Below are 18,253 nucleotides of genomic sequence, written 5' to 3'. Positions count from 1 at the left end.
GGTCACCCGATCCCCGCGCGCTCCTCACTCCCCCTCCCCCAGCCTGCGCCGCAGCCATGCGACGGCGGCTGCTCCCTGGGCGGCCTGGAAGGGACGGACGGTGGGCAGGCCCGGCGGGGCGGGCAGCAGGGAGTGATGGACGAAGTAGCCCGCGAGCGCCGCGAGTACGCAGGTGACGCCCGCCGGATCGGCGTCCGCCGCGGAGGGGTGGGCGGCGAACAGTTCCTCGGGGTCGCCCCCGCCCTGCGCCGCCACGCTCGGCAGCATCACCAGCAGCTCGAACCAGGCGACGGCACGCACCGCGTGCGGCCAGTCGACGAAGACGGCCCCGCCGTCGGCGGTGAGGAGGATGTTGTCGGCCCGGAGGTCGCCGTGACAGAGGGTGTCGCCGTGGGCGAACTCGGCCCAGGGCGCGGCCAGTTCCACGAGGCGGGTGAGGTTGGCGGCCACCCACGGGTCGAGCCCTTCCGTCTCCCCGGACTCCAGGCGCTGCTGCCACCCCCGGAACGTCTTCGCGTCGGCGTCCTCCGTGCGGGGGGCGTCGTACGGGGCGGGCGTGAGAGCGGCGCTCAGGTCGGCGAGCGCTGCCAGGACCCGGTCGAGTTCGTCGCGCCGCCAGGGGACGCGGGGCTGGACGCCGTCGACGTCCTCCAGTACGAGGACGACCCAGTGCCCGTCGTCGTACGTGCCGAGGAGGCGGGGGGCGGGGACTCCGGGCGGGAGGGCGGCGGTGTTGCGGGCCTCGCGGCGGTGGAGCTTCGGGGAGTGCGGATTGGCGTCGGCGCTGACCGCCTTCACGAAGGCACGGGTGCCGTCGGCGCACGTCAGCCTGGCGGCGACACCCGGGGAGAATCCGCCGGGCTGGGTGGTCGCCCCGACGACCTGCGAACCGAGGATGTCGGCCTCGACGTGGGCCCGGACGGCGTCCGGCAGGGCGTGCCATGCGAGGCGTACGCCCCTGGCGGGTGGGGCGCTGAGCTGCGACGACGGGGTTTCCATGGCTCATGGTCGGGGGCGGACGGTGTCACCTGCAAGAGGTTTCGGCCGGGACCGGACGGCAGGAAGGTGGTGCGGCGGGCTGAATGGGGAGACTGCGTCCACAGTGGGAGTACCGCACGAGTGAGGGAGATGCCTGTATGCGATGCCTGGTCACCGGAGCGAGCGGTTACATCGGGGGCCGCCTCGTGCCCGAGCTCCTCGACGCCGGTCACTCCGTCCACTGCCTGGCCCGCACCCCCGCCAAGCTCCGCGACTTCCCCTGGTCCGGGCAGGTCAGGACCGTGCAGGGCGATGTCACCGACCCGGCTTCGACCCGGCGGGCCATGGAGGGCGTCGAGGTGGCGTACTACCTCGTCCACGCCCTCGGCACCGGTACCCGTTTCGAGGAGACCGACCGCCGCGCCGCCCGTGTCTTCGGCGAGGAGGCCCGCCGTGCCGGGGTCCGCCGGATCGTCTACCTCGGCGGCCTCACCCCGTCCGGTGTGCCGGAGCGCGAACTCTCGCCCCACCTCCGCTCGCGCGCGGAGGTCGGCCGCATCCTGATGGACTCCGGCGTGCCGACCGCCGTACTGCGCGCGGCGGTCATCATCGGCTCGGGTTCGGCCTCGTTCGAGATGCTGCGGTACCTGACGGAGCGGCTGCCGCTCATGGTGACGCCGAGCTGGGTCCGTACCCGCATCCAGCCCGTCGCCGTACGCGACGTGCTCCGGCTCCTCGTCGGCTGCGCGGACCTCCCCGCCGACGTCAGCCGCACCTTCGACGTCGGCGGCCCCGACATCCTCACCTACCGCGACATGATGCAGCGCTACGCCCGTGTGGCGGGTCTCCCCCAGCGGCTGATCCTGCCGGTTCCGGTGCTCACTCCCCGGCTGTCCAGCCACTGGGTCGGGCTGATCACTCCGGTGCCCGCCTCGCTCGCCCGGCCCCTTTCGGAGTCGCTGCGCCACGAGGTGGTGTGCGCGGAACACGACATCGACGCGTACGTGCCCGCCCCGCCCGGCGCTCCGCTCGGCTTCGAGCGGGCGGTGGAGCTGGCGCTGCGCCGTGTACAGGACGCGAACGTCACCACCCGGTGGTCGTCCGCTTCGGTGCCGGGTGCGCCGAGCGACCCGTTGCCCACGGACCCCGACTGGGCGGGCGGCAGCCTGTACACGGACGTGCGGGAGGCGGTCGTGGACGCCTCGCCCGAACGGCTGTGGCGGGTGGTGGAGGGCATCGGCGGCGAGAACGGCTGGTACTCGTTCCCGCTGGCCTGGGCGGTACGGGGCTGGATGGACCGCCTCGTGGGAGGGGTGGGGCTGCGGCGCGGGCGGCGGGACAGGGCGCGGCTGCGGGTCGGGGACTCGCTGGACTTCTGGCGGGTCGAGGAGATCGAGGCGGGGAAGCTGCTGCGGCTGCGGGCGGAGATGAGGGTGCCGGGGCTGGCGTGGCTGGAGCTGGGGGTCCGGCGGGACGGGGAGGGGCGGACGGTCTATCACCAGCGGGCGGTGTTCCATCCGAGGGGGCTGGCGGGGCATGCGTACTGGTGGAGTGTGGCTCCGTTCCACGGGGTGGTGTTCGGGGGGATGGTGCGGAACATCGCTGCGGCTGCGGAGGGTGGGTGAGGCTTTTTCAGCCCGTCCGGCGCTTGAAGGCGCGCGGGCGGAGACGGAAAACCAGCCCGTCCGGCGCTTGAAGACGCGCGGGCGGAGCCCGGGCAGGGGGCAGGGGGCGGAGCCCCAGGCAGCGACGGCAACCAGGGCCGGGGCGAACGCCACGCCCCCCGCCCCCCGTCTCCCCGCGCGGAGCGCCCCGCTCAGAGCCTGGTGCCTGCGAGGAGCTTCGTCAGGGGGCCCTGGCTGTGCTGTTCCACCTTGCGGCCCATCGCGAAGGAGACCGCGCCGATGGCGACCACTCCCGCACCCGCTCCGGCGACGATCGCCTTGCGGTGCTGGAGGGCGGTCCACGCGGTGGTCGCCGTCGAGACGACCTTGCCGGAAGCGGACTCCAGGGCCTGCTTACCGGCCTGGACTCCCTTGAGCCCGGCGGTGGTCGCGGTCTGGGCCGCGCCGCTCGCCTTCGTCGCGGCGTCCTTCGCCGTGCCGGTGGCCTTCGTCGTGGCGGTCGCCTCCTTGGCCTGGTCGGTGGCGCTCGCCGCGGTCTTCTTCGCCGCGGCGGCAGTGGACTTGGCGTTCGCATTCTGTGCAGTCATGGCCATCGGGTAACCGCAAGTGAGCCCACCAAACAACACCCGCCGAACAACATCCACGGGACGACATCACCTGAACGACGCCCCCCCCCCCGCTTCTTCGGAGCGGCGGGTCCGCCCAGCCCCCCCTACCCCCGCCTCGTCAGCGCCAGCAGATCGCGTCCCGGTCCCGCCGGGGCAGGCCCCGTCGGCCACACCGCGCGGAGGTCACGCGAGAGGGGGACGCCCGCCACCTCGACCCGGACCAGCCGCCGCGCCCCCATCTCCTCCCCCACCGCCAGCTCACTGAGCACGCTCGCCCCCGCCCCGCTCACCGCCGCCGCCTTCACCGCCGTGGTCGACGACAGCTCCAGGAGCGGGGTCGCCAGGCCCCCGTAGGCGGCCAGCGCGGCATCGAGCACCTGCCGCGTCCCGGACCCCTCCTCCCGCAGGATCAGAGGCGTCGCCGCCAGCTCGCCCGCCGTCACGACCCGCCCGCGCCGCGCCCACGCGTGCCCCGGCGCGACGACGACGATCAGCCGGTCCCGCGCGACGACGACGCCGTCCAGCCCCTCCGGCACCGCGAGCCCCTCCACGAACCCCAGGTCCGCCGCCCCCTCCAGCAACTGCCGTGCCACGGTCGCCGAGTTCCCGGCGAGCAGCGACACCGCCGTCCCGGGCCGCTCCGCCTGGAGGGCGACGAGCCACCCGGGCAGCAGGTACTCCGCGATCGTCATGCTCGCCGCCACCCGCAGCCGCGAGTCCCGCCGTCCGCGCAGCGCCCGCGCCCCCGCGTCGAACGCCTCCGCCGCCTCCACGATCCGCCCTGCCCAGTCCGTGACCAGCGCACCGGCGGCGGTCAGCCGCGACCCGCGCGGCGAACGCTCGACCAACGTCACCCCGAGCTGCCGCTCCATCGACCGGACCCGGCCGCTCGCGGCGGGCTGTGTGATGCCCAGTTCCCTGGCGGCCCGCCCCAGGCTCCCCAGCCGGGCCACGGCGAGCAGCAGTTCCAGCGCCCCAAGATCGGGGACCCGGTGGGACAGCGGCACCTGCGGCTCCTGGCTCATAAGTCCAGCTTATGCCCCCATCGAAAGTCCGTCCCTACCAGGTCGAACCCGCCCGGAGCAGGCTGGAGACATGGCCACCACCGCACTGCTCACCACCCCCCGCGCCAGCACCGCGAAGACCCGCCACCTCGGCCCCAACTGGTACGCCGCCGTCATGGGCACCGCGATCCTGGCGACCGCCGGAAGCTCCCTCCCGGCCCCCTTCACCCCGCCGCGCGCGCTCCTCGCCGCCGCCTGGGCACTGTCCGCCGTACTGCTGCTCGCCCTCCTGACGGCCCGCAGCGTCCACTGGCGCAACCACTCCGACCAGGCCCGCGCGCACCTCCTCGACCCCTCCGTCGCCCCCTTCTACGGCTGCTTCGCGATGGGCGTGCTGGCCGTCGGCGGTGCGACCATGGCCGTCGGGCGAGACGTCGTCGGGGAGAGCGCCGCGCTGGCCGTCGCCTCCGTCCTCTGGACCGCGGGCACGGTCCTCGCGCTGCTGGCCGCACTGGCGGTCCCGTACCTGATGGTCGTACGACACCGGATAGAGGGCCCCGGCAGCGCGTCGCCCGTGTGGCTGCTGCCGGTGGTCGCGCCCATGGTGTCGGCGGCCCTGGGCCCCCAGCTGATCCCGCACCTGCCCGAGGGCCAGGCCCGCACGGCGATGCTGCTGAGCTGCTACGCCCTGTTCGGTCTCAGCCTGCTCGCCACGCTGCTCCTGCTGCCGATGATCTTCGCCAGGCTGCTCCTGCACGGCCCGCTGCCCCTCGCCCTCACTCCCACCCTCTTCCTGGTGCTGGGCCCCCTCGGCCAGTCGACCACCGCCGTCAACCAGCTCGCGGACGTCGCCCCCGGCGCGATCGGCCCCGCGTACGCCCACGGCTTCCAGGCGTTCGCCGTCGTCTACGGGGTGCCGGTACTGGGCTTCGCCCTGCTGTGGCTGGCCCTCTCGGCGGCCCTGGTGGTGCGGGCCGCCCGTGCGGGGATGCCCTTCGCGATGACCTGGTGGGGCTTCACCTTCCCCGTCGGTACGTGCGTCACGGGTGCGGCGGGCCTGGCCCGGCACACCGGGCTCGACGCGCTGGGGTGGCTGGCGGCGGCGCTGTTCGTGCTGCTCGCCTCGGCCTGGGCCGTGACCGCGTTCCGTACCGTACGGGGCCTGCTCAGCGGCGTGCTGCTCGCAGCGCCTCGCCCAGCACGGTAGGGGCCTCGGCGAGCGAAGGCCCGTACCAGGTGAGCATCCGGCCGTCGACGAGCGCGGAGGGCATGCCGGGGAACGCCTCGGGCCCGTCGTCGGCGGTGAAGCGGTAGGGCTCGTCGGGCAGGACCGCCAACTCGGCCCCGCAGGACAGCAGTTCACCGACCGGCACCCTCGGATACCGCTCCTCGTGCCCGGCGTACGCGTTCTCCACGCCGAGCCGCCGCAGGAGGTCCCCGGCGAAGGTGTCCCTTCCGAGCACCATCCAGGGCCTGCGCCAGATCGGCACCACGGCCCGCCGCACCTCGACGGGGGCGGGCAGGCCGTCCCACGCGGCACGGGCCGCCTCCAGCCACTGCGGGCTGCCGTTCGCGCCGCACGCGCGCAGTACCCGCTCCAGCTCCGCGAAGGCGTGCTCCAGCGTCCGTACCTCCGTCACCAGGACGTCGAGGCCCCCGGCGCGCAGGGCGGCGAGGTCGGGCTCGCGGTTCTCCTCCTCGTTGGCGACGACGAGATCGGGGCGCAGCGCGAGGATCGCGGGCACGTCGGGGTTCTTGGTGCCCCGGACCCGGACGACGCCGGGGCCGAGGTCGGCCGGACGGGTGCACCAGTCGGTCGCGCCGACGAGCGCGCCGGGGACGGTGACCGCGACGGCCTCGGTCAGCGAGGGGACGAGCGAGACCACCCTGACCGCCACGTCACCGCCGCGATTCGTCGGCCGCGTCGATGTGCTCGGCGACCGCCACCACCAGGATCCTGGTGTCCGGCTCGGTGGCCCGCCACCGGTGCCGCACCCCGCCCGACAGGTGCAGCGCGTCACCGCGCGAGAGCCGGTAGGCGCGCCCCTCGGCCTCGACCTCGACCGCGCCGTCGGCGACGTACATCAGCTCGTCGTTGCGGTGCTGGTACTCGCGTCCGGCGTCCTGCATGCCGGTGAACTCCAGCGCGTGCAGCTGGTGGTGTCCGCGCACCAACGACCGTACGCCCACGCCGAGTTCGAGCCCGGGATCGTCTTCGGCGCGGACCAGGCCGACGGAGAGCGCCGAGTCGGCGGCGGCGAGCAGCTGGTCGGTGGTGGTCTCCAGGGCCTCCGCGACCCGCTGGAGGGAACGCATGCTGGGGCGGGCCCGCTCGTTCTCTATCTGGCTGAGGAAGGGCACCGAGAGGCCGCTGCGCTCGGCCACCACCGCGAGGGTCAGCTCCAGGGCGCGGCGCCGCCTCCGGACGGCGGTGCCGACCCGGAGGACTTCCTTGTCGTCCTTCTTGTCGCTCTTGTGGCCCTCGGGCATCGACACGGCTCGTCTCCCTTCCCCATCTCGTTCTTTCCACCGACGCACAGCAGACTACGCAGCTTCACCCCATGGTTTCGTACACATGTCACACCTGAGTTACGGAACCGGCCAGGCAGCACCACCACTCGGCCGCAAAGGCGCCCCGCGCCGACGGGAGAAGGCCACTCCGGACACACCGAAGGGCCCCGCCGTTCGAAAGGAACGACGGGGCCCGGCAGTGCGATCGGGACGATCGGGGAACGTGGAGCGTCAGGCCGCCGGGGCCATCTTCTCCGCGATGCCCGGGTTCTGCTCCATCCAGACCTTCACGGCCTCCGGCTCGTGACCCGTGCCGCGCTTCTGGATCTCGTTCTCCAGGCTGGCGAGCTGCTTCTCGTCCAGCTTGAAGTCCTTGAACCAACGGGTCAGCTGCGGGTAGTTCTCGCCGAAGTCCTTGTTGCCGATGATGTGCAGGCGGTCGCCCTCACCGAAGAGCTTCTTGGAGTCGGTGAGCTTGTTCATCTCGTACGCGTTGTACGCCCAGTGCGGCGTCCACAGCAGAACGGCGACCGGCTCCTTCTTGGCGTACGCGCGCTTCAGCTCGGCCAGCATCGCGGGCGTCGAGCCCTCGACGAGCTTGTACTCCTCGTCCAGGCCGTAGCCGGGAAGGACGTTGTCCTGGACGTTCTTCATGGCGGCCGCGCCGGGCTCGATGCCGATGATCTTGCCCTTGAACTGCTCGCCCTTGCCCTTGAGGTCCTCCAGGGACTTCACGTCCTTGACGTAGGACGGCACGGCGATCTCGACGGAGGTGGGCCCGTACCAGGAGCCGACGTCGGTCAGCTTGTCCTTGTACTTGTCCCAGTAGTTCTTCTGCGTGTACGGCAGCCAGCCGTCGAGCTGGACGTCGATGTCACCTGCGGCGAGGCCCGCGTACATCGGGCCGACCTCGAACTGCTTGAGGTTGACCTGGTAGCCGCGCTCCTCCAGGACGTTCTTCCACAGGTAGGTGGCGGCGATGTCCTCCTCCCAGGGGAACCAGCCCATCTCGACCGCACGGTCCCGCTCGTCCTTGCCGTCGGCGTCCTTCGCGGTCTTGGCGACCGGGGCGAGCTTGTCGACCAGGCCCGGCTGGGTGCCCAGCCAGGTGCGGACGGCCTCCTGCTCCTTGCCCTTGCCGGACTTCACGATCTGCGCCTCAAGGCTGGTGAGCTGCTTCTCGTCCAGCTTGAAGTCCTTGATCCACTTGCCGACCTCGGGGTTGTCCTTCGAGAACCCCTTGCGGGCCAGCGTGTGCACGCCGTCGCCCTCGCCCCAGGCGCCCTTGGGGTCCTTGAGCTTCTTGAGCTTGTACTCGTTGTACGCCCAGTGCGGCGACCAGAGCGGAACCACGATCGGCTCCTTCTTGGCGTACGCGCGCTTCAGCTCGGCCAGCATGCCGGGCGTGGAGCCCTCGACGAGCTTGTACTCCTTGTCGATCCCGTACGCGGCGAGGACCTTGTCCTTGAGCAGGCCCATCTCACCGGCGCTGGGCTCGATGCCGATGATCTTGCCGCCGAAGGTGTCGGCCTTCCCCTTGAGGTCGTCCATCGTGTTGATGTCCGTCATGTACGCGGGGACGGACAGCTCCAGGGAGGTCGGGCCGTACCAGGCGCCCATGTCCTCCAGCTTGTCCTGGTACTTCGCCCAGTACTGCGCGTGCGTGGTGGGCAGCCAGGCGTCGGTGTTCAGGTCGATCTGGCCGGTCGACTGACCGGTGTAGAGGGCGCCTGCCTCGTACTGCTTGGCGTCGACGGTGAAGCCGCGCTGCTCCAGGATCTCCTTCCAGAGGAAGGTGGAGGCGATGCCCTCGTCCCACGGGATGTATCCCATGGAGATCTTCTTGCCCTTGCCGATCTGCGCGGGGTCGGATGCGGTGTCGGCGCTCTTGCCGCCGAAGACGCTCATGCTGCCCGCGACGAGCGCCAGGACGACGATCCCGGCCATCGCCACGACGGGCTGCGGACGGTACGCCCAGATCTTGGTGCCGCCGCTCGCCATGGCGCGGGCCTTGGCGAGGGAGCGGCGGCCCAGCGGGGAGACGGCGGTGCCGAAGGCGCTGGTGATGCGGTCCAGGTACATCGCCAGGATGACGATGGAGATGCCCGCCTCGAAGCCGAGGCCGATGTCGACGTTGCCGATCGCGCGGTAGACCGCGCCACCGAGACCGCCCGCGCCGACCATGCCCGCGATGACGACCATCGAGAGGCACAGCATGATCTTCTGGTTGACGCCCGCCATGATCGTCGGCAGGGCCAGCGGCAGCTGGATGCGCTTGAGGATGTCCTTGGGCCTGGTGCCGAACGCCTCGGCCGCCTCGACCAGTTCGGCGTCGACCTGCCGGATGCCCAGCTCGGTCATGCGCACGCCCGGGGGCAGCGAGAAGATGATCGTGGCGATGATGCCGGGGACGGCGCCGACGCCGAAGAAGAGGATGCCGGGGATCAGGTAGACCATGGCGGGCATGGTCTGCATGAAGTCCATGACCGGCCGGGTCAGCGCGCTGACGCGGTCCGAGCGCGCGGCCCAGATGCCCAGCGGGATCGCGATGACCATCGTGATGATGGTCGCGACGAGGACCAGCGAGAGGGTCGACATGGCGTCGTCCCACAGCTCGATGGAGTCGATCACCGCGAAGCCGACGAAGGACAGCACACCGGCGGTCAGCCCGCGCAGCCAGAACGCGATGACGGCGAGGATGCCCGCCATCAGCAGCGCGTTCGGCGCGCCGAGCACGGCGTAGATGCCCTCCTGCATCCCGCCGACGACGGTGGAGACGAAGTCGAAGAGCCACGCGAGGTTCTGGGTCAGCCAGTCGACCGCGGAGTCGACCCACTGCCCGAGGGGGAGCCTAGGCACCGGCGGACACCTTCTTCACGTCCGGCGTGCGGCCTTCCGGCTGCTGCGCGTCCTCGTCCCGCACGGGCAGGCCCTGGGCCGGCTGCATCGGCTCGCCGAGCACGGCGAGCAGCCGGGCACGCGGCACGACGCCGATCAGGGAGCCCTTCGCGTCGGTCACGGCGACGGCGGCGCCGCTCGTCGAGCACGGCGTGAACAGCTCGATGATCGGGGTGTCCGCGCCGACCGTGGCGGGTGCCGCGGCGATGACGTCCTGCGGGGTGCGCAGTTCCCTGCCCGTGTCGTCCTTGGTCCCGATCGCGGTGTGCGGCTCGGCCATGATGGCCCCGGCCGTCAGCACGCGGGAGCGGTCGACGTCCTGGGTGAAGGAGGCGACGTAGTCGTTGGCGGGCGTGACGAGGATGTCCTCGGCAGTGCCGAGCTGGACGATACGGCCGTCCCGCATCACGGCGATGCTGTCGCCCAGGCGCATGGCCTCGTTGAGGTCGTGGGTGATGAAGACGATGGTCTTCTTCAGGGTCTTCTGGAGTTCGAGCAGCTGGTCCTGCATGTCGCGGCGGATCAGCGGGTCGAGCGCCGAGAAGGACTCGTCCATGAGGAGCACGTCGGCGTCGGTGGCCAGTGCCCGGGCCAGGCCCACGCGCTGCTGCATGCCGCCGGACAGCTCGTCGGGCCAGGACTTCTCCCAGCCCTTCAGACCGGCCATCTCCAGTGCCTCGTGCGCGCGCTTCTCGCGCTCCTCGCGCGCGACGCCCTGCACTTCGAGGCCGTAGGCGGCGTTCTCCAGCACACTGCGGTGCGGGAACAGGGCGAAGTGCTGGAAGACCATGGATATCTTCCTGGCCCGTACGTCGCGCAGCTCCTTCGGGGACAGGGCGGTGACGTCCTGGCCGTCGAACAGGACGCGGCCCGAGGTCGGCTCCAGCAGTCCGTTGAGCATGCGCAGCAACGTGGACTTGCCGGATCCGGAGAGGCCCATCACGACGAAGATCTGGCCGGGCTCGACGCTGAACGAGGCGTCGATCACCGCGGCGGTCGTCCCGTCGGCGCGCAGCTCCTCGCGGTCCGCACCGCCTTCGAGTTTCCGGACCGCCTCGCTGGGTCGTCTGCCGAACACCTTGTACAGGTTTTCGGCCTGAAGCCTGGACACATACACCTCACGCGTTGAACCGATGACGACCCGCCACCCCCGTGGGCGGGTCGTGGAGCGGCGCGGATTCGGCCCGCTTCGCCCGCCCGGAAGCCGCACTCCACCAGATGCACTTCGCATCAAGAAGTTGAACTCCGGACGAGGTCCGCTCCGAAGGCGCTGCTGCCCGAGGTGACACGCGCCAAACGGAAGGTGATCCAGTTCACTCCAAGGGTGACGTTTGGCCCTGTTTTGTCCTCTGTTCAACCGGGCACGGGACGTGCTTGGGTCGCGCGAGGGGCGCGCCGGGCCCTGCTCTCGGCCCACGCCCGGCCTGCTCTCGGCCCACGCCCCGCCTGCTCGCGGCCCGGCTCCCGGCCCGCCTCCTGCCTGCTGGCGGCCCGGTCGTCGCGGCTTCCCGGGCCGGTGTCAGTGGCGTACGGCATCATCGGGAACGTGACGACCCGACGCCTGATGCTCCTGGACACCGCCTCCCTCTACTACCGGGCCTACTTCGGGGTCCCGGACTCGGTCCGCGCGCCCGACGGCACCCCTATCAACGCGGTGCGCGGCCTGCTCGACTTCATCGCCCGGCTGGTCCAGGACCACCGCCCCGACGACCTGGTGGCCTGCTGGGACAACGACTGGCGGCCCCAGTGGCGGGTCGATCTCATCCCGTCCTACAAGGCGCACCGCGTCGCCGAGGAGATCGAGGGCGCCCCCGACGCCGAGGAGACCCCGGACACGCTCTCCCCGCAGGTCCCGGTGATCGCGGAGGTCCTCGCCGCGCTGGGCATCGCCCGGATCGGGGCCGACGGGTACGAGGCGGACGACGTGATCGGCACCCTGACGGCCCGCGCCACGGGCCCGGTCGACGTCGTCACGGGCGACCGCGACCTCTTCCAGCTCGTCGACGACGCCCGCGAGCGCCGCATCCTCTACCCGATCAAGGGCGTCGGCACGCTCCAGATCACCGACGAGGCGTGGCTGCGCGAGCGGTACGGCGTGGACGGCCCGGGGTACGTTGACCTGGCGCTGCTGCGCGGCGACCCCAGCGACGGCCTGCCGGGCGTTCCCGGCATCGGCGAGAAGACCGCCGCCAAGCTGCTCGAAGCGTACGGGGACCTGGCCGGGATCATGGCCGCCGTCGACGACCCCGCCGCCAAGCTGACCCCCTCGCAGCGCAAGAAGCTGGACGAGGCCCGGCCGTACGTCGCGGTCGCACCGAAGGTCGTACGGGTCGCGGACGACGTCCCGGTGCCGGACTTCGACGCGTCGCTGCCGCGCGCGCCGCGCGATCCGGCGGCGCTCCACGCTCTTGCGGAGCGGTGGGGCTTGGGCGGATCTTTGCAGCGGCTGCTCTCGGTGCTCCAGGACTGAGCTGTTAGCTTAGGTATACCTAAGTAGAGTCATTGAGCGTTTTGGGGAGAGCACTGTGGCAGAGCGACCGGCCCGCAAAGCACCGCGGGCCCACGAGGCCAAGGTGGTGCGCACCGAGCGGATCACCCCGCACATGGTGCGCGTCGTCCTGGGCGGCGAGGCCCTCGCGGGCCTCGCCGCCGACGAGTTCACCGACCACTACGTCAAGGTGCTCTTCCCGGCGCCCGGCGTGACCTACCCGGAGCCCTTCGACATGGCCCGCATCCGGGAGGAGTTCCCCGCGGAGCAGTGGCCGACGAACCGGACCTACACGATCCGCAGCTGGGACGCCGAGGCGCGCGAGCTGGCCATCGACTTCGTGGTGCACGGCGACGAGGGCCTGGCAGGACCGTGGGCGGCCCGCGCCCAGGTCGGCGAGACGGTCCGCTTCCTGGGACCCGGCGGCGGGTACGCCCCGGACCCCACCGCCGACTGGCACCTGCTGGTCGGTGACGAGAGCGCCCTGCCCGCGATCGCCGCCGCGCTGGAGCGGATGCCGGAGGGCGCGGTCGTGCACGCCTTCGTGGAGGTCCCGGACGCGGCCGAGGAGCAGAAGATCGAGGCTCCGGCGGGCGTCGCGGTGACGTGGCTGCACCGGGGCGCGGCCCCGGTCGGCGAGCAACTGGTCGAAGCCGTACGGAACCTGGCCTTCCCCGCCGGGGACGTCCAGGCTTTCGTGCACGGCGAGGCGGGCTTCGTGAAGGAGCTGCGGCGGCTGCTGCGGGTGGAGCGCGAGATCCCGCGCGAGCGCCTCTCCATCTCCGGCTACTGGCGCCTGGGCCAGGACGACGACGCGTGGCGCGCGGTCAAGCGCGAGTGGAACGAGCAGGTCGAACGCGAGCAGGAGCCCGCGGCGACCGCCTAGTCCGCACGGCGGGACGCCGACGGTGACGGGGGGCGGGGTCCTACGGGGCCCCGCCCCCGCTGCGTCCCCCTCCGCCCCCCACCCCGTCACTCGGCGGAGAGGCTCGACCCGTCCGCGCCCCGGCCGTAGATCCGCCCCGTCTCCTCCGCCTGCGCGATCCTCCGCAGCGAGCCGAACATCGCGTCTCCCAGCACCATCCCGATCACCACCCCCTCCAGCACGTCGTCCCGCGCCCCCAGCCCCCGCACATAGGCCAGGTCGGCTCCCGCCGCCTTCTCCGCCGCCTCCGCGTACGCGTCGAGCGCCACCGCGAAGTCCTCGTGGCCGAGCCGCTCCGCCTCCGTGAGCGTGCGGGCCAGGGCCTCGCCGTCGGGGTGTCCCGGCGGGACGTGCCAGCCCCTGCGCCCGGCCAGTCCGGCCACCGAGGCACGGGCGGCCTCCGACGGTTCCCCGCTGCCGACCAGGCTCGGCGCCGCGACCGCCCCGGCCACCTCCCCCATCAGCTTGAACACCGGCTGCGACGTGTCGTCCACCACCGCGAGGATCTCGCCGATCCGCGACAGCGAAAGACCTCCCACGCCCAGCAGTGAGCGGATCAGGCGCAGCCGCCGCTCGTGCCCGTCCCCGTACGTCGCCTGATTCGGGCTGGTCAACTCCCCGGCGGGGAGCAGCCCTTCACGGACGTAGTACTTGATCGTGGGGACCGGGACGCCGGTCCTGCGGCTCAACTCGCCTATGCGCACTGCCTGTTCACCTCTCGCTTCAAGGAAGGGCCTTGCCAACTCCCTTTCCCGGATGGATAGTTTAGCTATCCGATAGCGGCAAGTGCCACTATCCATTCTCCGTAGGGGGTCTCCCATGCCTGCCTGGCGTACCTGGCACCGTCCTCTGGTGGTCTTCTCCGCCCTGATGATCGCCTCCACCGTAGTGACCGGCATAGGGCTGGTGGTCGACGACCGCACGGTGGTGAACTCCCCGGTGTGGTTCAAGCCGTTCAAGTTCTCGGTGTCGTTCGCCGCGTACGGGCTGTCGCTCGCCTGGATGCTGTCGCTGTTACCCGAGAAGGGGCGGGCGGTCCGGGTCGGCAGGTGGGCCGGGATCGTCGTCGCTGTGGCGAGCACCCTGGAGATGGTCCTGATAGTGGGCCAGGCCGCCCGGGGCAAGCGCAGCCACTTCAACCTCGAAACGGGCTTCGACTCCGCCGTGTTCGCCGCGATGGGCCTGACCGTGGTCGTGCTGTGGCTGGGCAGCCTCGTCATCGCCGTGCTCCTGCTGCGGGCCAGGATCCTCGACCGGGCGACCTCCCTGGCCGTGAAGGCCGGTGCGGTGCTCGCCCTCGCCGGGACCGGGCTCGGCTTCCTGATGACGCAGCCCACCGCCGCCCAGCGCGCGGCCGGGATCACCGACACGGCCGGGGCGCACGGGGTGGGCGTCGCCGACGGCGGCCCGTCCATGGCCGTGACCGGCTGGGCGACCACCGGCGGCGACCTGCGCATACCGCACTTCGTCGGCATGCACTCCCTCCAGCTCCTGCCCCTGTTCACCCTGTTGCTGATCGCCCTGGCCCCGCGCATCGCCCGCCTCGCCGACCCCGTGGTCCGGCTGCGGCTCACCGTCGTCGCCAGCGCCTCGTACGCGGCACTGCTCGCCCTGGTGACCTGGCAGGCACTGCGCGGGCAGGCCCTGGTCGCGCCGGACGCGACCACCCTGATCGCGGCGGGCGCGCTCGCTGCGGCCACGCTCGCCGGAGTCCTGCTCTCGTTGCGCACCCGCCCCGCGCACCACCCGCGCCCCGGCCGCCACGATCACGACAAGGAGCTCGCGGCATGACCGCCTTCCTCTTCGACCTGAGCTTCTTCCTGGCCGCCCCCTTCTGGCTCCTGATGATCCTCGCGCCGCGCTGGCACCGGACCGTACGGATCGCGCGCTCACCCCTGACGGTGCTGCCGATCCTGGTCGTGTACCTGGCACTGGCGATCCCGGTCCTCCCCGAGCTGTGGGCGACGGTCAGCAGCCCCAGCCTGGACGGATTCCGCGGGCTGACGGCCCTGGCGAACGGCGCCGGGGCGATCTGGGCACAGGTGATCGCCTGGGACCTCCTGATCGGCCAGTGGATGTTCCTCGAAGCACGGCGGATGAGCCTGCACCCCCTGCTGATGGGCCCGTTGCTGCTGTTCACGATCCTGCTGTCGCCGATCGGGATGCTCGTCTTCCTCGCCGTCCGCGCGGTGCACACCGCACGCACGGCACGCACCGCGAAAGCGACACCAATCCCGGGGTCCGACGTCTCCGAATATCCGGTGGGACCGTAGGGGAGTCGATCGCCCGCCCCACCGCCAGCGAAGGAAACCCGCGTGAAAGAAGCCGTCCACGTCCCAGGGGCACCCGCTCCCGGACCCGATGGCCTCCAGGACCTCATCGTCCGGGTGGCCCGGGGCGACCAGGAGGCATTCGGCCGGGTGTACGACCTGGTCAGCGGCCCGATCCTGGGCCTGGTCCGCAGCGTTCTGCGCGATCCGGCCCAGTCCGAGGAGGTCGCCCAGGAGGTGCTGGTCGAGGTGTGGCGCACCGCCGCCCGCTTCCAGCCCTCCCGGGGCAGCGGCATGACCTGGGTGCTCACCCTGGCGCACCGCCGCGCCGTCGACCGGGTGCGCTCCGCGCAGGCCGCCGCCGACCGCGAGCGGCGGGCCGCCCTCCTGGAGCGCACGCCCGCCTACGACGAGGTGACCGAGCAGGTCGAGGCCCGCCTGGAGCGCGAGCAGGTCCGCCGCTGTCTGCGCACCCTCACCGAACTGCAACGCGAGTCGGTGACCCTCGCCTACTACCGGGGCCTCGCCTACCGTGAGGTGGCCGAACTCCTCTCCGTACCCCTGGGAACGGTGAAGACCCGCATGCGCGACGGACTGATCCGGCTGCGCGACTGCCTGGGGGTGGGCGCATGAGCACCGCCGAACTGCACACGCTGACGGGCGCGTACGCGCTCCACGCACTCCCCGACGACGAACGCCTCGCCTTCGAACGCCACCTCGCCGACTGCCCCTCCTGCGCCCAGGAGGTCGCCGAACTCACCTCCACGGCGGCCAGGTTGGGCCGCGCCATGACCGAGACGCCGCCGGACCGCATGAAGGCCGAGGTGCTGCGGCGCATCACCACCGAACGCCAGGAAGCACCTCTGACGGTACGCCAGGGACGCGTGCGGGGCCGCTACGGGCGGGCCGCGACCCGCTTCACCCTCGCCGCGTGCCTGGCGGCGGCCGCCGCGTTCGGCGGGATCGCCGCCTGGCAGCACCAGGTCGCACAGGACGCCCAGCAGCAGGCGCAGGCCGCGCAGCAGCAGGCCGAGGCACTGGCGACGGTCCTGGCCGCACCGGACGCGAAGGCGGCCACGGGCAAGGTCGCGGACGGGGCGACGGCGACGGTCGTCGTCTCGCGCAGCCGCGACCGGGCCGCTTTCGTGGCCTCGGGCATGCCCGCTCCCCCGCCGGGCAAGGTCTACCAGCTCTGGTTCAACGACGCGGGCACGATGCGCTCGGCGGGCCTGATGGACCCGGCGGCGACGTCCAGCACGGTCCTCATGAACGGCCCCGTGGGCAAAGCCTCCGGCATGGGCATCACCGTGGAACCGTCCGGCGGCTCGCCCGCACCCACCTCCGACCCGCTCGCCCTGATGGAGTTCCCCGCATGACCCGCACCCCTGACCGCACTCCTGCCCGCACCCCTCGTACGACGTCCCCCGGCACCCCCCGCATCGCCGTCGCCCTCTTCACCTCCGACCTGCGCGTCCACGACCAGCCCGTACTGCGGGCGGCGCTGCGCGGGGCGGACGAGGTGGTCCCGCTGTTCGTGCGCGACGACGGGGTACGGCGCGCGGGCTTCACCGCGCCGAACCGGCGCGCGTTCCTCGCCGACTGTCTGGCCGACCTGGACGCGGCCCTGCGCGAACGGGGCGGACGCCTGATCGTCCGTACCGGAGAAGTCGTCGACGAGGTCGCCCGCCTGGTCACCGAGACGGGCGCGGCCCAGGTCCACGTGGCGGGCGGCGCGAGCGGCTACGCCCTGCGCCGCGAGGAACGCCTGCGCACCGCGCTCGCATCCCGGGGCTGCGAACTGACCGTGCACGAGTCCGTCATCACGGTCGTCCCGCCCGGCGCGGAGACCCCGTCCGGCTCCGGCAGCGACCACTTCGCCGTGTTCACCCCGTACCACCGCAGGTGGGAGGCGGCACCGCTGCGTGCGGTGCTGGGGGCCCCACGGGTGGTGCGGGTCCCGGAGTGGGTGGCGGGCGACCCGCTCCCGGCGCGCGACGAGGTCCACGGCACCTCTCCCGGCCTGCTCCGGGGCGGTGAAACCGCGGCCCGCAAACAGCTCTCCTCCTGGCTGGCGAACGGCGTCTCCGCCTATGAGGACCGCCACGACGACCTCCCCGGCGACGCCACCTCCAAGCTCTCCCCCTTCCTCCACTTCGGCGCACTGTCTCCGGTGGAGGCAGTGCACCGGGCCCGGCAGAAGGGAGAAGCGGGCGCGGACGCTTTCGTACGGCAGCTGGCCTGGCGGGACTTCCACCACCAGGTCCTCGCCGCCCGCCCGGCCGCCTCCTGGTCCAACTACCGCGAGCGGAACGACCGTTGGCGCACCGACCCCAGCGAAGTGAAGGCATGGAAGGAGGGCCTGACCGGCTACCCGGTGGTCGACGCCGCGATGCGGCAGCTCGCGCACGAGGGCTGGATGCACAACCGGGGCCGCCTCCTGGTCGCCAGCTTCCTGACCAAGACCCTGTACGTGGACTGGCGGATCGGCGCGCGCCACTTCCTCTCGCTCCTCGTCGACGGGGACGTGGCGAACAACCAGCTCAACTGGCAGTGGGCGGCGGGCACGGGCACCGACACCCGCCCCAACCGCATCCTCAACCCTCTCGCCCAGGCCAAGCGCTTCGACCCGCACGGCGACTACGTACGCCGCTGGCTCCCGGAACTCGCCGACCTCCCCGGCTCGGCCGTCCACCAGCCCTGGCGCCTGGAGGGCCTGGACCGCGCCCGCTTCGACTACCCCGACCCGATCGTCGACCTGGCGGAGGGCCGAGCACGCTTCGAACGAGCACGGTCTTAGGGGCGCGGGGAACTGCGCACCCAGCCACGACGAACCCGCACATCAAAACCCCTCGCCCCGCAGGGTTTAGGTGAAGGGGCGGGGCCGGGGACTCCTCCGCCGAAGGCGGCCCACTCGCCGCACGTGCCAACGGCGAGCACCCCACCCCA

17 protein-coding genes are annotated in these 18,253 nt (G+C 72.2%); 9 read left to right on the top strand and 8 right to left on the bottom strand.

From position 1 onward, the window contains the following. Positions 1-24: 24 nt before the first annotated feature. Complete coding sequence (locus OG897_RS12805) at positions 25-999, bottom strand: phosphotransferase (protein ID WP_266655835.1); 975 nt, start codon at positions 997-999, stop codon at positions 25-27. Between the two features lie 137 nt (positions 1,000-1,136). On the opposite strand from OG897_RS12805, the gene OG897_RS12800 reads away from it, so the two are divergent. After that, entirely contained in the window at positions 1,137-2,603 is a 1,467-nt protein-coding gene (locus OG897_RS12800; protein ID WP_266655833.1) for an SDR family oxidoreductase, read from the top strand. A gap of 191 nt (positions 2,604-2,794) precedes the next feature. Here OG897_RS12800 and OG897_RS12795 read toward each other — a convergent pair whose 3' ends face one another. After that, positions 2,795-3,190, bottom strand: coding sequence for a hypothetical protein (locus tag OG897_RS12795; protein ID WP_266655831.1), 396 nt, complete (start codon positions 3,188-3,190; stop codon positions 2,795-2,797). A 125-nt stretch (positions 3,191-3,315) separates the two neighbouring features. Then, positions 3,316-4,236 (bottom strand): LysR family transcriptional regulator, encoded by a 921-nt coding sequence (locus tag OG897_RS12790; RefSeq protein WP_266655829.1) that lies wholly within the window; start codon positions 4,234-4,236, stop codon positions 3,316-3,318. 70 nt (positions 4,237-4,306) lie between these two features. Between OG897_RS12790 and OG897_RS12785 the strand changes: the two genes are divergently transcribed. Further along, the gene (locus OG897_RS12785) at positions 4,307-5,422 is read left to right on the top strand and encodes a TDT family transporter (protein WP_266655828.1); all 1,116 of its coding nucleotides are present in this window, start codon (positions 4,307-4,309) and stop codon (positions 5,420-5,422) included. On the opposite strand, the gene OG897_RS12780 is transcribed toward OG897_RS12785, so the two are convergent. The 4 genes from OG897_RS12780 to OG897_RS12765 all read right to left on the bottom strand — a co-directional run bounded on the left by OG897_RS12780 (position 5,382) and on the right by OG897_RS12765 (position 10,735). Further along, entirely contained in the window at positions 5,382-6,113 is a 732-nt protein-coding gene (locus tag OG897_RS12780; protein ID WP_266655827.1) for a helical backbone metal receptor, read from the bottom strand. The two genes, OG897_RS12785 and OG897_RS12780, sit on opposite strands and share 41 nt — an antisense overlap. Before the next feature lies 1 nt (position 6,114). Then, positions 6,115-6,705, bottom strand: coding sequence for a helix-turn-helix domain-containing protein (locus OG897_RS12775; RefSeq protein ID WP_266656804.1), 591 nt, complete (start codon positions 6,703-6,705; stop codon positions 6,115-6,117). Positions 6,706-6,957: 252 nt separating this feature from the next. Then, positions 6,958-9,585, bottom strand: a complete 2,628-nt coding sequence (locus OG897_RS12770) for an ABC transporter permease/substrate binding protein (protein ID WP_266655826.1) — start codon at positions 9,583-9,585, stop codon at positions 6,958-6,960. Beyond that, positions 9,578-10,735 carry a glycine betaine/L-proline ABC transporter ATP-binding protein gene (locus OG897_RS12765; protein WP_266655825.1) on the bottom strand — a complete coding sequence of 386 codons (1,158 nt, stop codon included), beginning with the start codon at positions 10,733-10,735 and terminating at the stop codon, positions 9,578-9,580. The genes OG897_RS12770 and OG897_RS12765 overlap by 8 nt, the downstream gene beginning before the upstream one ends. Positions 10,736-11,188: 453 nt before the next feature. Here OG897_RS12765 and OG897_RS12760 point away from each other — a divergent pair, with 453 nt between their 5' ends. Both OG897_RS12760 and OG897_RS12755 read left to right on the top strand, forming a co-directional pair. Beyond that, positions 11,189-12,094, top strand: a complete 906-nt coding sequence (locus OG897_RS12760) for a 5'-3' exonuclease (protein WP_266656803.1) — start codon at positions 11,189-11,191, stop codon at positions 12,092-12,094. 55 nt (positions 12,095-12,149) lie between these two features. Beyond that, on the top strand, positions 12,150-12,998 hold the full coding sequence (locus tag OG897_RS12755) for a siderophore-interacting protein (protein ID WP_266655823.1): 849 nt from the start codon (positions 12,150-12,152) through the stop codon (positions 12,996-12,998). Between the two features lie 86 nt (positions 12,999-13,084). Here OG897_RS12755 and OG897_RS12750 read toward each other — a convergent pair whose 3' ends face one another. After that, positions 13,085-13,741 (bottom strand): MerR family transcriptional regulator, encoded by a 657-nt coding sequence (locus OG897_RS12750; protein WP_266655821.1) that lies wholly within the window; start codon positions 13,739-13,741, stop codon positions 13,085-13,087. 115 nt (positions 13,742-13,856) lie between these two features. Between OG897_RS12750 and OG897_RS12745 the strand changes: the two genes are divergently transcribed. From OG897_RS12745 to OG897_RS12725, 5 genes are read left to right on the top strand one after another with little or no spacing between them, the layout of a single operon-like run. Continuing rightward, positions 13,857-14,828 (top strand): hypothetical protein, encoded by a 972-nt coding sequence (locus OG897_RS12745; RefSeq protein ID WP_266655819.1) that lies wholly within the window; start codon positions 13,857-13,859, stop codon positions 14,826-14,828. Continuing rightward, on the top strand, positions 14,825-15,310 hold the full coding sequence (locus OG897_RS12740; protein ID WP_266655817.1) for an ABA4-like family protein: 486 nt from the start codon (positions 14,825-14,827) through the stop codon (positions 15,308-15,310). The genes OG897_RS12745 and OG897_RS12740 overlap by 4 nt, the downstream gene beginning before the upstream one ends. Positions 15,311-15,352: 42 nt before the next feature. Further along, positions 15,353-15,940 (top strand): sigma-70 family RNA polymerase sigma factor, encoded by a 588-nt coding sequence (locus OG897_RS12735; protein WP_266655815.1) that lies wholly within the window; start codon positions 15,353-15,355, stop codon positions 15,938-15,940. Further along, the gene (locus OG897_RS12730) at positions 15,937-16,683 is read left to right on the top strand and encodes an anti-sigma factor (protein ID WP_266655813.1); all 747 of its coding nucleotides are present in this window, start codon (positions 15,937-15,939) and stop codon (positions 16,681-16,683) included. The genes OG897_RS12735 and OG897_RS12730 overlap by 4 nt, the downstream gene beginning before the upstream one ends. Then, complete coding sequence (locus OG897_RS12725) at positions 16,680-18,104, top strand: deoxyribodipyrimidine photo-lyase (protein WP_266655812.1); 1,425 nt, start codon at positions 16,680-16,682, stop codon at positions 18,102-18,104. Before OG897_RS12730 ends, OG897_RS12725 begins: the two co-directional genes overlap by 4 nt. Positions 18,105-18,253 lie beyond the last annotated feature (149 nt).

Source organism: Streptomyces sp. NBC_00237 (assembly GCF_026342435.1).
In the GTDB taxonomy this organism is placed as follows: domain Bacteria; phylum Actinomycetota; class Actinomycetes; order Streptomycetales; family Streptomycetaceae; genus Streptomyces.
Note: the sequence above shows the minus strand (reverse complement) of the source record. Positions and strands in the feature narration are given on the sequence as shown.

Excerpts from the sequence above, each read along its gene's own strand:
- OG897_RS12805 (WP_266655835.1), bottom strand. The coding sequence starts at position 999 with ATGGAAACCCCGTCGTCGCAGCTCAGCGCCCCACCCGCCAGGGGCGTA.
- OG897_RS12800 (WP_266655833.1), top strand. The coding sequence starts at position 1,137 with ATGCGATGCCTGGTCACCGGAGCGAGCGGTTACATCGGGGGCCGCCTC.
- OG897_RS12795 (WP_266655831.1), bottom strand. The coding sequence starts at position 3,190 with ATGACTGCACAGAATGCGAACGCCAAGTCCACTGCCGCCGCGGCGAAG.
- OG897_RS12790 (WP_266655829.1), bottom strand. The coding sequence starts at position 4,236 with ATGAGCCAGGAGCCGCAGGTGCCGCTGTCCCACCGGGTCCCCGATCTT.
- OG897_RS12785 (WP_266655828.1), top strand. The coding sequence starts at position 4,307 with ATGGCCACCACCGCACTGCTCACCACCCCCCGCGCCAGCACCGCGAAG.
- OG897_RS12775 (WP_266656804.1), bottom strand. The coding sequence starts at position 6,705 with ATGCCCGAGGGCCACAAGAGCGACAAGAAGGACGACAAGGAAGTCCTC.
- OG897_RS12760 (WP_266656803.1), top strand. The coding sequence starts at position 11,189 with ATGCTCCTGGACACCGCCTCCCTCTACTACCGGGCCTACTTCGGGGTC.
- OG897_RS12745 (WP_266655819.1), top strand. The coding sequence starts at position 13,857 with ATGCCTGCCTGGCGTACCTGGCACCGTCCTCTGGTGGTCTTCTCCGCC.
- OG897_RS12740 (WP_266655817.1), top strand. The coding sequence starts at position 14,825 with ATGACCGCCTTCCTCTTCGACCTGAGCTTCTTCCTGGCCGCCCCCTTC.
- OG897_RS12730 (WP_266655813.1), top strand. The coding sequence starts at position 15,937 with ATGAGCACCGCCGAACTGCACACGCTGACGGGCGCGTACGCGCTCCAC.
- OG897_RS12725 (WP_266655812.1), top strand. The coding sequence starts at position 16,680 with ATGACCCGCACCCCTGACCGCACTCCTGCCCGCACCCCTCGTACGACG.